At 71.2% G+C, this 12,976-nt stretch carries 11 protein-coding genes and 1 riboswitch; of the genes, 2 read left to right on the top strand and 9 right to left on the bottom strand.

The window, feature by feature from the left end; genetic code table 11:
- Positions 1–86 precede the first annotated feature (86 nt).
- The 5 genes from glyA to C2L58_RS43960 form a co-directional block, all read right to left on the bottom strand.
- Positions 87–1,361: a serine hydroxymethyltransferase gene (gene glyA, locus C2L58_RS43980; RefSeq protein WP_103343558.1), complete on the bottom strand. Its 1,275-nt coding sequence runs from the start codon at positions 1,359–1,361 to the stop codon at positions 87–89.
- On the bottom strand, positions 1,361–1,738 hold the full coding sequence (gcvH, locus tag C2L58_RS43975) for a glycine cleavage system protein GcvH (protein ID WP_103343557.1): 378 nt from the start codon (positions 1,736–1,738) through the stop codon (positions 1,361–1,363). The genes glyA and gcvH overlap by 1 nt, the downstream gene beginning before the upstream one ends.
- A gap of 13 nt (positions 1,739–1,751) precedes the next feature.
- Positions 1,752–2,843 (bottom strand): glycine cleavage system aminomethyltransferase GcvT, encoded by a 1,092-nt coding sequence (gene gcvT, locus C2L58_RS43970; RefSeq protein WP_103343556.1) that lies wholly within the window; start codon positions 2,841–2,843, stop codon positions 1,752–1,754.
- 66 nt (positions 2,844–2,909) lie between these two features.
- Positions 2,910–5,741, bottom strand: coding sequence for an aminomethyl-transferring glycine dehydrogenase (gene gcvP / locus C2L58_RS43965; RefSeq protein ID WP_103343559.1), 2,832 nt, complete (start codon positions 5,739–5,741; stop codon positions 2,910–2,912).
- A gap of 44 nt (positions 5,742–5,785) precedes the next feature.
- A riboswitch (glycine riboswitch) is annotated at positions 5,786–5,884 on the bottom strand.
- 169 nt (positions 5,885–6,053) lie between these two features.
- Positions 6,054–7,373 carry a helix-turn-helix domain-containing protein gene (locus C2L58_RS43960; protein ID WP_103343555.1) on the bottom strand — a complete coding sequence of 440 codons (1,320 nt, stop codon included), beginning with the start codon at positions 7,371–7,373 and terminating at the stop codon, positions 6,054–6,056.
- A 72-nt stretch (positions 7,374–7,445) separates the two neighbouring features.
- Here C2L58_RS43960 and C2L58_RS43955 point away from each other — a divergent pair, with 72 nt between their 5' ends.
- Positions 7,446–7,643, top strand: a complete 198-nt coding sequence (locus C2L58_RS43955) for a hypothetical protein (RefSeq protein ID WP_103343554.1) — start codon at positions 7,446–7,448, stop codon at positions 7,641–7,643.
- Here the strand turns inward: C2L58_RS43955 and C2L58_RS43950 are convergent.
- Genes C2L58_RS43950 through C2L58_RS43935 form a run of 4 tightly spaced genes read right to left on the bottom strand, consistent with a single transcriptional unit; the run spans position 7,640 to position 11,841 of the window.
- Positions 7,640–8,407, bottom strand: a complete 768-nt coding sequence (locus C2L58_RS43950; RefSeq protein ID WP_103343553.1) for a 3-oxoacyl-ACP reductase — start codon at positions 8,405–8,407, stop codon at positions 7,640–7,642. The genes C2L58_RS43955 and C2L58_RS43950 overlap by 4 nt on opposite strands.
- Complete coding sequence (locus C2L58_RS43945) at positions 8,407–9,774, bottom strand: aldehyde dehydrogenase family protein (protein WP_103343552.1); 1,368 nt, start codon at positions 9,772–9,774, stop codon at positions 8,407–8,409. The genes C2L58_RS43950 and C2L58_RS43945 overlap by 1 nt, the downstream gene beginning before the upstream one ends.
- On the bottom strand, positions 9,771–10,496 hold the full coding sequence (locus tag C2L58_RS43940) for a gamma-glutamyl-gamma-aminobutyrate hydrolase family protein (protein ID WP_103343551.1): 726 nt from the start codon (positions 10,494–10,496) through the stop codon (positions 9,771–9,773). The genes C2L58_RS43945 and C2L58_RS43940 overlap by 4 nt, the downstream gene beginning before the upstream one ends.
- A complete protein-coding gene (locus C2L58_RS43935; protein WP_199191721.1) occupies positions 10,477–11,841 on the bottom strand; it encodes a glutamine synthetase family protein in 1,365 nt (454 codons plus the stop codon). Before C2L58_RS43935 ends, C2L58_RS43940 begins: the two co-directional genes overlap by 20 nt.
- A 211-nt stretch (positions 11,842–12,052) precedes the next feature.
- Between C2L58_RS43935 and C2L58_RS43930 the strand changes: the two genes are divergently transcribed.
- Positions 12,053–12,577 (top strand): general stress protein, encoded by a 525-nt coding sequence (locus C2L58_RS43930; protein WP_103343549.1) that lies wholly within the window; start codon positions 12,053–12,055, stop codon positions 12,575–12,577.
- Positions 12,578–12,976 lie beyond the last annotated feature (399 nt).

Genomic DNA, 12,976 nt, shown 5'->3' with positions numbered 1-12,976 from the left:
CTTGATCCACGGCGGCTTCTTCTCGATCGGCGTCTCACTGTTGCGAACCTCGAGACGCAGCAGCTTCCGGCCCTCGGGCAGCGCGCTCATCGCGCGAGGTCCGCGTACAGCGGGTGCTTCTTCGCCAGCGTCTCGACGCGGTCGCGGAGCTTCGACCGCACGGCGTCGTCGAAGTCCGGTTTGAGGGCCTCGGCGATGACGTCGGCGACCTCGGCGAAGTCGTCCGCCCGGAAACCGCGGGTGGCCAGCGCCGGCGTGCCGATCCGCAGGCCCGACGTGATCATCGGCGGGCGCGGGTCGAACGGGACGGCGTTGCGGTTGACCGTGATGCCGACCTCGTGCAGCCGGTCCTCGGCCTGCTGGCCGTCCAGCGCGGACTGGACCAGGTCGACCAGCACCAGGTGGACGTCGGTGCCGCCGGTCAGCACCCGCACCCCGGCCTCGGCGCAGTCGGCCTGCGAGAGGCGCTCCGCCAGGATCCGCGAGCCCTCCAGGGTGCGCTGCTGGCGCTCCTTGAACTCCTCGCTCGCGGCGATCTTCAGCGCGACGGCCTTGGCCGCGATGACGTGCTCCAGCGGCCCGCCCTGCTGGCCCGGGAACACCGCCGAGTTGATCTTCTTCGCCAGCTCCTCGCGGCAGAGGACGAGCCCGCCGCGCGGGCCGCCGAGGGTCTTGTGCGTGGTCGTGGTGACGATGTCGGCGTGCGGCACCGGCGACGGGTGCAGCCCGGCCGCGACCAGCCCGGCGAAGTGCGCCATGTCCACCATCAGGCGGGCACCGACGAGGTCGGCGATGCGGCGGAACTCGGCGAAGTCGAGCTGACGCGGGTAGGCGGACCACCCGGCGATGATCAGCTTCGGCTGGTGCTCGACGGCCAGGCGCTCGATCTCGGCGAGGTCGACGATCCCGGTCTCTTTGTCGACGTGGTAGGCGACGACGGTGTAGAGCTTGCCCGAGAAATTGATCTTCATCCCGTGCGTCAGGTGCCCGCCGTGGGCCAGGTCGAGGCCGAGGATCGTGTCGCCGGGCTTGAGCACGGCGAACATCGCGGCCGCGTTGGCCTGCGCGCCCGAGTGCGGCTGGACGTTGGCGTGCTCGGCGCCGAAGAGGGCCTTCGCGCGGTCGATGGCGAGCTGCTCGACGACGTCGACGTGCTCGCAGCCGCCGTAGTAGCGGCGCCCGGGGTAGCCCTCGGCGTACTTGTTGGTCAGCACCGAACCCTGCGCCTCGAGCACGCCCACCGGGGCGAAGTTCTCCGACGCGATCATTTCCAGGGTGGACTGCTGACGGGTCAGCTCGTCCGCGACCGCCGCGGCGACCTCGGGGTCGACGTCGGCGAGGTGAGCGTCGAAAGTCGGCATCAGTTCTCCTGGGTGAGCTGGGCGTACGCGGCGGCGTCGAGCAGGTCCGGCACGTCCCCGGTCAGACGCACCTTCAGCAGCCATCCTTCGGTGTACGGGTCGGAGTTGATGACCTCGGGGGTGTCCGATGTGGTGCCGTTCACCTCGACGACCTCGCCGGAGACCGGCGCGTACAGCTCGCTGACCGACTTGGTCGACTCGACCTCGCCGAACACCTCGCCGGCGGTGATGGCCGAGCCCGGGTCGGGCAGCTGGACGAACACGATGTCACCGAGCGATTCGGCGGCGAAGGCGGTGATGCCGACGGTGGCGACACCGTCCTCGACGGACAGCCACTCGTGTTCCTTGGTGTACTTCAGGTTTTCGGGGATGCTCACAGCTGGCAGTCCTTTACGCGCGGGAGTAGAAGGGCAGGGCGACGACCTCGACGGGCTCGATCCTGCCCCGGATGTCGACGGAGAGCTCGGTGCCGGGCTCGGCGTACGCCCGATCGACGTACGCCATGGCGATCGGGTAACCCAGCGTCGGCGACAGCGCGCCGCTGGTGACCTCGCCGATTTCGGTGCCGTCGGCCAGCACCGCGTAACCGTGGCGGGGAGCGCGGCGACCGGCGCCCTTCAGCCCCACCCGCACGCGCGGAACGTCCGCCTTGGACCGCTCCTCGAGGGCCGCGCGACCGACGAAGTCGCCCGGCTTCTCGAACTTGACGACGCGGCCGAGCCCGGCCTCGAACGGGCTCTGCCCGACGGTGAGTTCGTTGCCGTACAACGGCATCCCCGCTTCGAGCCGCAGCGTGTCGCGGCAGGCGAGGCCGGCCGGGACCAGGCCGTGGGGCTCACCGGCCTCCAGCAGCAGCCGCCACAGCGCCGGTGCCTCGTCGGCGTCGACGAACAGCTCGAAGCCGTCCTCGCCGGTGTAGCCGGTGCGGGCCAGCAGGACGTCGTGACCCTTGACCGACGCCGGGACGCTGGCGTAGTACTTCAGCGCGTCCAGGTCGGCGTCGGTCACGGCGCCCAGGATCTCGACGGCCTTCGGGCCCTGGACGGCGATCAGCGCGGTCGTCTCCGACCGGTCGTCCACGACCGCGTCGAAGCCCGCGACCCGCTCGGCCAGCGCGTCCGCGACGACCTGCGCGTTGCCCGCGTTCGCGACGACCAGGTAGTGCTCGTCGGCCAGCCGGTAGACGACCAGGTCGTCGAGCACGCCGCCCTCGGCGTTGCAGATCATCGTGTACCGCGCCCGGCCCGGCTTGACCCCGGTGAGGTTGCCGGCCAGCGCGAAGTCCAGGACGTCGGCCGCCTGCTTGCCGGTGACGTGGATTTCGGCCATGTGCGACAGGTCGAACAGCCCGGCCGCCTCGCGGACGGCCTTGTGCTCGGCCAGCTCGCTGGCGTAGCGGACCGGCATGGACCAGCCGGCGAAGTCGGTGAACAGCGCACCGAGTCCCTTGTGGACTCCGTGCAGAGATGTTTCGCGAGACATGGGAAAAATGGTCGCCTTCCGTAGGTGGTCGTGAGTGGTAAGGAGGGTTAGAACCCGCCTAAACACTCACGAGCCGTACTCGCTGAGGGGCGGGCAGGAGCAGACGAGGTTACGGTCGCCGCGGGCGCCGTCGATGCGACGCACCGGGGGCCAGTACTTGTTCTTGCGCGAAACACCCGCCGGGTACACGGCCAGCTCGCGGTCGTAGGCCTTGTCCCACTCGCCGACCAGCGTCTCCGCGGTGTGCGGGGCACCCCGCAGCGGCGACTCCTCGGCGCTCCACTTACCGTTCGCGACCTCGTCGATCTCGGCGCGGATCGCGATCATCGCCGCGATGAACCGGTCGATCTCGCCCAGGTCCTCGGACTCCGTCGGCTCGACCATCAGGGTGCCCGCGACCGGGAACGACATCGTCGGCGCGTGGAAGCCGTAGTCGATGAGCCGCTTCGCGACGTCGTCGACCGTCACGCCGGTCTCCTTGGTGAGCTGGCGCAGGTCGAGGATGCACTCGTGCGCGACCAGGCCGTCCTGGCCCGTGTAGAGCACCGGGTAGTGCGGCGCCAGCCGCGAGGCGACGTAGTTCGCGGCCAGCACGGCGACCTTCGTGGCCGCGGTCAGGCCGGGCGCGCCCATCATCCGGACGTAGGCCCAGGAGATCGGCAGGATCGACGCCGAGCCGTAGGGCGCGCCGCTGATCGGGCCGACGCCGGTTTCCGGGCCGGCGGCGTCGAGCAGCGGGTGGTTCGGCAGGTAGGGCGCGAGGTGCGCGCGCACCGCGACCGGGCCGACGCCGGGGCCACCACCGCCGTGCGGGATGCAGAAGGTCTTGTGCAGGTTCAGGTGCGAGACGTCGCCGCCGAACTCGCCCGGCTTGGCCAGGCCGAGCAGGGCGTTGAGGTTCGCGCCGTCGACGTACACCTGGCCGCCGCCGTCGTGGACGATCTTCGCCAGCTCGTCGATGTCGTGCTCGTACACGCCGTGCGTGGACGGGTACGTCACCATGATCGCCGCCAGGGTGTCGCGGTGCGCGTCCACCTTGGCCCGCAGGTCGGCCAGGTCGACGTTGCCCTCGTCGGTGCACTTGACGACGACCACGCGCATCCCGGCCAGCACCGCGGAGGCGGCGTTCGTGCCGTGCGCGGACGACGGGATCAGGCAGACGTCCCGGGCTTCGTCGCCGTTCGCGCGGTGGTACGCGCGGATGGCGAGGAGACCGGCGAGCTCGCCCTGGCTGCCCGCGTTCGGCTGCAGCGACACCTGGTCGTAGCCGGTGACCTCGGCCAGCCACTCGGCCAGCTGCGCCACGAGGACGTGGTACCCCTCGGCGTCCCCGGCCGGGGCGAACGGGTGGATGCCCGCGAACTCCCGCCAGCTGATCGGCTCCATCTCGGTGGTGGCGTTGAGCTTCATCGTGCAGGAGCCGAGCGGGATCATGCCGCGGTCGAGCGCGTAGTCCTGGTCGGCCAGGCGACGCAGGTAGCGCAGCATCGCCGTCTCCGAGCGGTGGGTGCCGAAGACCTCGTGCCCCATGAAGCCGCTCTCGCGGGCCAGGCCACTGGGCAGCGCGACACCGTCTCGGACGTCCTCGTCGACCCCGAACGCACGCAGGACCTTCGCGGTGATCGCGGGGGTGCTGACCTCGTCGAAGGCGACCCGGACGTGGTCGGCGTCGACGTGGCCGAGGTTGATCCCGGCTTCGCGGGCGGCCGCGTGGACCTCGGCGGCCTGGCCGGGCACATGCGCGACGACGGTGTCGAAAAAGGACTCGTGCACGACCTCGACGCCGGTCTTGCGGAGAGCGTCGGCGAAGCCCGCGGCGAGACCGTGGACACGCTGGGCGATCTTCTTCAGGCCGTCCGGGCCGTGGTAGACCGCGTACATCGCGGCCAGCACGGCCGGGAGGACCTGGGCGGTGCAGATGTTGGACGTCGCCTTCTCGCGGCGGATGTGCTGCTCACGCGTCTGCAGCGCGAGCCGGTAGGCGGAGTTGCCGTCGGCGTCGACCGAGACGCCGACCAGGCGCCCGGGCAGCGACCGCTCGAGGCCGGCGCGGACGGACATGTACCCGGCGTGCGGGCCGCCGTAGCCGAGCGGGACGCCGAAGCGCTGGGTCGACCCGGCGGCGACGTCGGCGCCGAACTCGCCGGGCGCGGTGACCAGGGTGAGCGCGAGCAGGTCGGCGGCGACGGTGAACAGCGCGCCCGCGGCCTTCGCCGACTCGGAAACCGCGTGGTAGAAGCCGCGGCCGCGGAGCACGCCGGACGCGCCGGGGTACTGGACGACGACGCCGAAGAACTCCTCCGGCAGGCCGGTCAGCAGGTCCCGGACCTCGACCTCGATGCCCAGGGCCTCGACCCGGGTGCGCACGACGGCGATGGTCTGCGGCAGGCACTCGGCGTCGAGGACGACCTTGTTCGACTTGGCCTTCGACGCGCGGCGCATCAGCGTGACGGCTTCGGCGACGGCGGTCGACTCGTCCAGCAGCGAGGCGTTCGCGGTGGCCAGGCCGGTCAGGTCGGCGACCATGGTCTGGAAGTTGAGGAGGGCTTCGAGCCGGCCCTGGGAGATTTCCGGCTGGTAGGGCGTGTACGCGGTGTACCAGGCCGGGTTCTCGAGGACGTTGCGGCGGATCACGCCGGGGGTGACGGTGTCGGAGTAGCCCAGGCCGATCATCTGCGTCATCGGCCGGTTGCGCGCGGCGAGAGCGCGCAGCTCCGCGGTGGCTTCCTCTTCGGACGCGGCGGGCGGGAGCCGCAGGTCACGGGTGGCGCGGATGGCGCTCGGGACGGCGGCCCCGACGAGGGCGTCCAGGCTGCCGTAGCCGCACTCGGCCAGCATCTTCGCGCGTTCGGCTTCGGACGGGCCGATGTGGCGGGCGTCGAACTGCGTAGACGTGATGGGGAGCTCCTCGGGCCGGGCACCGGGCAGAACGGTGCGCTGGGAACTCCCCCTCTGTCATGGCACCTGAGAGTTTCACCGTGTGGAACACGGCTTTCACCTTGGGTGAGGCGCGGGTGCGCCTGCTTTCCAGAGTGGCCTCGCACGAAGCGGTAGCAGGTACCTGAGAGATTCCGGGGAGTTTGCTCCTTCGGTGCCCCACCGACTTCGTGAGGGCTCTCCCGCCTCGGCTCGACGGCCCGATCTGCAGTTGTGGCGGTTACGGTACCCGGCGCTTCCCGCGGGCGTCTACTTCATCCGGCCAACACCACATCAGTCCTCGACCGGCCTCCGAGCGGGCCGGGACTCACCGGCGATCCGGCGGACGACCTTCCCGGCGAGGGCCGGTGGGCGGCGGACCCGGCCCGAGGGCAGGACCAGGCGTTTCAACGGCCCGCCCACGGGCACCGGGGGCAGGCCCGCGCCGAGCAGGACCTGCTCGACGAGCTGCTCGGCGTGCCACGCCACCGAGTCGTTGAGCCGGTCCAGCGAGGGGCGGTCGCCGTCGAAGACGTCCTCGTCGGCCAGGGTCACCTCGAAGTACGCGCAGCCCGCCGGGACCGAAATCGCCTCCTCGATCGCGCGGGCGCCCTCCAGGGGGTCCGCGAACCCCGCTTCGAGCAGCGGCTCGCGGTAGATCCGCGCCGCGCGGGCGCGCATGCGGGGGCCGTAGCGGACCACGACCGGGAGCCGTCCGGTCAGGTCCGGCACGGCCAGTCCGTGCAGCAGCATGATCGGCGGCACCGAGTGCACCAGCCGCGGCGCGGGCCCGGCCAGCTCGCGGGCGGTGATCCGGACGCGGTCGGCCATCGCGTCCGGGAGGCCGAAGTAGCGGAAGTCGACGTTGCCGAACCCGAGGCCGTCGGCGACCAGCGACGCCAGCAGCTCGCCGTACCCCCAGATCGGCGACAGCACGACCACCGGCGGCGCGGTGACCACCGGCGACGGCACGGGCGGCCGGGTCGCCTCCTGCTCGGGCACCTGGATGACCAGCCGCGGCGGCTCGTGCCAGTCGTGCACCTCGGCGACCCGCCAGTACAGCCCGAGCGGCCGCCACAGCTCGCCGAGGACGTCGTGCTCGAGGATCCGCCGCACCTCGGCGTCGGAGTACGGGAAGTCCCGCGGCGGCACGATCCCGACGTAGTGGTGGTAGGTGACCCGGACCTCGTCGCCGCGGGTGGCCGAGCGGATCCGCATCTCCCAGTCGATCGGCGACGCCGCGATCGCGTTCGCCACCTGCGTGCCGGGCGAGGAGTAGACGAGCGCGGTGGCCTGCCGGAGGAACTGCCCGGCCCGGTCGATGCCCTCCCGCAGCGCCTTCGCCGCCTGCGCGACGTGCACCGGGCTCGCGAGGCTGTCGGGCAGGACGCCGGCGACGCGCAGGAGCTCGGCTTCGGTCAGTCCGGTGACCTCGGCGAGCTGGGCCCAGTGGTCGAACACCGTCACCTTCGGCGCGTGCCGGTGCTCGATCCAGCTGCGCAGCGTCGACGTCGGGACGCCGATGCGCCGGGCGGCCTCGTCCAGGGACAGCCCGCGGGAGCGGATGCCCGTCCGGACCGCTTCCGCCCACTCGTCGGCGCGCCAGTGCGTCACCTCACAAAGCTAACGAAACCCGCTAGCTTTGCGCGGGGACAACCCGCCCAGGGCGCTCCGACGCTGGTCACCATGACCACCACCATCATCGCCCTGACCCTGATCGTCGGCGGCCTGACCTTCGCCGCCGGCGCCTTCCTCGCCTCGGAGATCGCCACCCGCGTCCTGCGGCGCCGCGAAAAGCTGCTCTCCGAAGAGCGCAAGAAGCTCAACGCCGCCTGGAGCGACCTGAGGGAGGTCTACGGCGTCAAGAAACCGACGAAACGTTAGATCGGGGTGACGTACGCGCCGGAGATGCCGCCGTCGACCAGGAACTGCGACGCCGTGATGAAGCTGGCGTCGTCGCTGGCCAGGAAGGCCACCGCGGCCGCGATCTCCTCCGGCTCGGCGAACCGGCCGACCGGCACGTGCACCAGGCGCCGCGCCGCGCGTTCCGGGTCCTTCGCGAACAGCTCCTTGAGCAGCGGGGTGTTGACCGGCCCCGGGCACAGCGCGTTGACGCGGATGTTCTCCCGCGCGAACTGCACCCCGAGCTCGCGGCTCATCGCGAGCACCCCGCCCTTGGACGCGGTGTAGGAGATCTGCGACGTCGCCGCGCCCATCACCGCGACGAACGACGCCGTGTTGATGATGGAACCCTTGCCCTGGCGCTGCATGTGCGGCAGGACGGCCTTGCAGCAGTGGTACACCGACGTCAGGTTGACGCGCTGCACCCGCTCCCACGCCTCGATGCCGGTGGTCAGGATGGAGTCGTCCTCGGGCGGCGAAATCCCCGCGTTGTTGAAGGCGACGTCGACCGAGCCGAACTGCTCGACGGTGCTGTGGAACAGGTTCTCGACCTGCTCGGCGTCGGTGACGTCGGTCTGGATGAACGCGCCGCCGATCTCGTCGGCCGCGGCTTTGCCCGAATCCGGCGTCAGGTCCCCGATGACGACCTTCGCGCCTTCGCTCGCCAGGCGCCGGGCCGAAGCGAGCCCGATGCCGCTGGCGCCGCCGGTGATGACCGCGACGCGCCCTTCGAAACGCTGGACCATTACTCCTCCGTGCTCAGAAAGACGTTCTTGGTTTCGGTGAACGCCGCGGCGGCGTCCGGGCCGAGCTCGCGGCCGAGGCCGGACTGCTTGAAGCCGCCGAACGGCGTCCAGTAGCGCACCGACGAGTGCGAGTTCACCGAGAGGTTGCCGGCTTCGACGCCCCGCGCGACCCGGAACGCGCGGCCGGCGTCGCGGGTCCAGATCGACCCGGACAGGCCGTACTCGGTCGCGTTGGCCATCCGGATCGCGTCGGCCTCCTCGGCGAACGGCACGACGGCGACGACCGGGCCGAAGACCTCCTCCGCGGCGACCGGGTGCCGCAGGTCCGGCGGGGTGACGACGGTCGGCGGAAACCAGAAGCCGCGGCCCGCGGGGGCGGTGCCGCGGATCGCGACGGGCGCGTCGTCCGGCACGTAGGAGGCGACCTTCTCCCGGTGCGCGGCCGAGATCAGCGGGCCCATCTCGGTCTTCTCGTCGCCGGGGTCGCCGACGACGACGCCGTGCACCGCGGGTTCGAGCAGCTCCATGAAGCGGTCGTATGCGCCGGCCTGAACGAGGATCAGCGACCGCGCGCAGCAGTCCTGGCCCGCGTTGTCGAAGACGCCGTAGGGCGCGGTCGCCGCGGCTTTCTCCAGGTCGGAGTCGGCGAAGACGATGTTGGCGTTCTTGCCGCCCAGCTCCAGCGTCACGCGCTTCACCTGCGCCGCGCAGCCCGCCATGATCTGCTTGCCGACCTCGGTGGAGCCGGTGAAGATGACCTTCCGCACGGCCGGGTGCTCGACGAACCGCTGCCCGACCACGGATCCCTTGCCGGGCAGCACCTGGAAGACGTCCTCCGGGATGCCCGCCTCGCGCGCCAGCTCGGCCAGCCGGATCGCGGTCAGCGGCGTCAGCTCGGCCGGTTTGAGGACGACGGTGTTGCCGGCGGCGAGCGCGGGCGCGAACCCCCAGCCGGCGATCGGCATCGGGAAGTTCCACGGCACGATCACGCCGACCACGCCCAGGGGCTCCTGGAAGGTGACGTTGATGCCGCCCGGGACCGGGATCTGCTTGCCGAGCAGGCGTTCCGGCGCCGCCGAGTAGTAGTTGAGGACGTCCCGGACGTTGCCGGCCTCCCAGCGGGCGTTGCCGATGGTGTGCCCGGAGTTCTCGACCTCCAGCCGCGCGAGGTGCTCGATGTCGGCCTCGACGGCGTCGGCGAAGCGGCGCAGCAGCCGCGCGCGGTCGCCGGGGGTGACGTCGCGCCAGGCCGGGAACGCCGCGTGCGCGCGGGCGATCGCCGCATCGGTCTCTTCGGCGCTGGTCAGCGCCACCGTCCGCACCACCTCTTCGGTGGCGGGGTTGAGGACGTCGAAACTGCTGGTCATTCCCTCTCCTTGCTCGCTTCGACGAGAGCCTGGAACAGCCGGACGTCGTCGCTGTCCTGCTCGGGGTGCCACTGGACGCCCAGGACGAACTCGCCGGGCACCTCGGCGGCCTCGATCGTGCCGTCGGCCGCCCACCCGACGGCCTCCATGCCGGTGCCGAGCCGGTCGATCGCCTGGTGGTGGTAGCACAGGGTCTTGGTTTCGGGCCCGAGGATCGCCGCCGCCCGGCTGCCTTCGGCGAGCGTGACCGTGCCCCGGCCGAAGGTCGCGGGCGCGGGCTGGTGCTCGGTGGTGCCCGCGCTTTCGGGCAGGTGCTGGGCCAGGGTGCCGCCGAGGGCGACGCTCATGACCTGCAGGCCGCGGCACACGCCGAGCACCGGCTTGCCCGCCCTGCGCGCGGCTTCGAACAGACCGAACTCGAAGGCGTCCCGCTCCGGGCGGACGTAGGTGGCCGGGTGCGGCTCGTGGCCGTAGCGCGCGGGCTCGACGTCGGCGCCACCGGTGAGCACCAGGCCGTCCACAGTGGACATCAGCCGGTCGTAAGCGCCGGACACCGGCGGGAGCAGCACCGGGATGCCGCCCGCCGCGACGACGCAGTCGACGTAGACCCGGTGCAGCAGCACGGCTTCGGTTTCCCAGACGCCGAACTTCGCCGGTTCGAGGTAGCCGGTGAGGCCGATGACGGGCTTGCCCCGATTCGCGTCAGAGTCGCTCGAAGCCACGGATCAGCTCCCAGTCGGTGACGGCGGCGTTGTAGGCGTCGATTTCGATCTTCGCCGCGTTCAGGTAGTGGTCGACGACGTCTTCGCCGAACGCCTCGCGCGCCAGCTCGCTTTCCGCGAGCGCGGCGGCGGCTTCGGGGAGCGTGGTCGGGACGGTACCGAGGCCGGAGTGGTAGGCGTTGCCGGTGAAGGGCTCTTCGAGCTCGAGCTCGTTCTCGATGCCGTGGAGCCCGGCGGCGATGAGCGCGGCCACGGCGAGGTACGGGTTGACGTCCCCGCCCGGCACCCGGTTCTCGACGCGCAGCGACTCGCCGTGCCCGACGACGCGCAGCGCGCAGGTGCGGTTGTCGGTGCCCCAGGCGATCGCGGTCGGGGCGAAGCTGCCGGGCACGAACCGCTTGTAGGAGTTGATGTTCGGCGCGAAGAAGTAGGTCAGCTCGTGCAGCCCGGCGAGCTGGCCGGCGAGGAAGTGCTCCATCAGCTTCGAGAAGCCGTGCTCGCCGTCCCCGGCCAGCACCGCGCGTCCCTCGGTGGAGCGCAGGCTGATGTGGATGTGGCAGGAGTTGCCCTCGCGCTCGTTGTACTTCGCCATGAAGGTGAGGCTCTTGCCCTCCTGCGCGGCGATCTCCTTGGCGCCGTTCTTGTAGACGCTGTGGTTGTCGCACGTGCTCAGGGCATCGGTGTAGCGGAAGGCGATCTCCTGCTGGCCCGGGTTGCACTCGCCCTTGGCCGACTCCGGGTAGAGCCCGGCGCCCGCCATGTCGTTGCGGATGCGGCGCAGCAGCGGCTCCAGCCGCGCGGTGCCGAGCATCGAGTAGTCGACGTTGTACTGGTTGGCGGGTTTGAGGCCGTGGTAGCGCTTGTCCCAGGCGGCCTCGTAGGTGTCTTCGAAGACGATGAACTCGAGCTCGGTGCCGACGAAGGCGGCGAGCCCGCGTTCGGCGAGGCGGTCGAGCTGGCCGCGCAGGATCTGGCGCGGCGACACCGAGACCGGGCCGCCCTGCACGCGCTCGACGTCGGCGAGGACGAGCGCGGTGCCCTCCTGCCACGGGACCTCCCGCAGCGTCTCGAGGTCGGGGCGCAGCACGAAGTCGCCGTAGCCGCTGTCCCAGGAGGAGAGCGCGTACCCGCCGACGGTGTTCATGTCGACGTCGACGGCGAGCAGGTAGTTGCAGGCCTCGGTGGCGTGGCCGACGACCTCGTCCAGGAAGTACTCGGCCGAGCAGCGCTTGCCCTGCAGCCTGCCCTGCATGTCGGTGAGCGCGACGAGCACCGTGTCGATCGTGCCCGCGTCCACGCGCGCCCGGAGTTCGTCGAGCGTGAGCATGCCTCGCCTGCGTGCCATCCGTCGCCCCAAAGGTTTGGTATGAATCCTTTGCCGGTCCTTCCTACCCGGTCACCCGAGCTGGGTCAACCCGAAATAAGGTATCTTTTTATACCATTGGGGTGGCGGCCGGATTGTCCGGCTTGCCCGGCTGAGAAGAGCCTGTGAATTCGCTCGTCCGGGAGGAAAAGGGGGTCCCCGCACGTTGAACGGGACAAGAGAGGTGAGATCGATGACCACAGCATTCACGCAGCAGACCACGATCGGACAGCAGCAGGCCCGGCCCCAGCTGCCGACCCTGCCCACCGGCTGGCCGATCGGTTCGTACGAGTCCTACGAGCAGGCACAGCGGGCGGTCGACCACCTCGCGGGCACCGACTTCCCCGTCACCGACGTCACGATCGTGGGCGTGGAGCCGCTGCTCGTCGAGCGGGTCGCGGGCAAGATGACGTGGGGCAAGGTCCTCGGCAGCGCGGCGACGTCCGGCGCGCTGTTCGGCCTGTTCCTCGGCCTGATGCTCAGCCTGCTCAACCCGGGCGCCGGCCTGGTCCCGATCGTGATCGGCCTCGTCGCCGGTCTCGGGTTCAACCTGCTCTTCGGCGCGCTGGGCTACGCGGCGAACCGGAACAAGCGCGGGTTCATCTCGCAGAGCCAGCTGGTGGCCCGCCGCTACGACGTCCTGTCCCAGCCCCGCAACGCCGAGAAGGGCCGCGCCCTGCTGGCGGACCTCGCGGCGCGGAGCGCGTTCGGCCACTGACGGTTGTCGACCGAGAAGGCCGCCTCCCCCGGGAGGCGGCCTTCGTCGTGCCTGAGCAGCCCCCGAATTCCACGCTACCGGGAGGGTCCGACAGTTCCGGGCGTCCTCGGCAAGCGCGGCCCGGGTTGTCCACAACGCCGAGCCGGCGCCCCGATCATCCACACCGGCCCACCGGCGGCCGGAAGGTGTCGGTGCCCGCCGGTAGCGTGGAAAACGGGGGCTGCTCAGGTGCCCGGCGACACGATCGGGCACGTCCGGAGCCCCCGCTGGGTCCAACAGCCGCTCCGGACGGCCCGCGCGCAGCACGTCCGGGACCGCGCCGTCTCGGGAGCTTCCACCGGACGACCCACGCGCAGCACATCCGGAACCCCGCCGCCTCCGGAGCTTCCACCGGACGAC

The organism is Amycolatopsis sp. CA-126428 (genome assembly GCF_002904335.1).
Classification (GTDB): domain Bacteria; phylum Actinomycetota; class Actinomycetes; order Mycobacteriales; family Pseudonocardiaceae; genus Amycolatopsis.
The sequence above is the reverse complement of the archived record's forward strand: the minus strand, read 5'-3'. Positions and strand labels throughout refer to the sequence as shown.

Excerpts from the sequence above, each read along its gene's own strand:
- C2L58_RS43945 (WP_103343552.1), bottom strand. The coding sequence starts at position 9,774 with ATGACCAGCAGTTTCGACGTCCTCAACCCCGCCACCGAAGAGGTGGTG.
- C2L58_RS43950 (WP_103343553.1), bottom strand. The coding sequence starts at position 8,407 with ATGGTCCAGCGTTTCGAAGGGCGCGTCGCGGTCATCACCGGCGGCGCC.
- C2L58_RS43935 (WP_199191721.1), bottom strand. The coding sequence starts at position 11,841 with ATGGCACGCAGGCGAGGCATGCTCACGCTCGACGAACTCCGGGCGCGC.
- C2L58_RS43955 (WP_103343554.1), top strand. The coding sequence starts at position 7,446 with ATGACCACCACCATCATCGCCCTGACCCTGATCGTCGGCGGCCTGACC.
- C2L58_RS43930 (WP_103343549.1), top strand. The coding sequence starts at position 12,053 with ATGACCACAGCATTCACGCAGCAGACCACGATCGGACAGCAGCAGGCC.
- glyA (WP_103343558.1), bottom strand. The coding sequence starts at position 1,361 with ATGCCGACTTTCGACGCTCACCTCGCCGACGTCGACCCCGAGGTCGCC.
- gcvT (WP_103343556.1), bottom strand. The coding sequence starts at position 2,843 with ATGTCTCGCGAAACATCTCTGCACGGAGTCCACAAGGGACTCGGTGCG.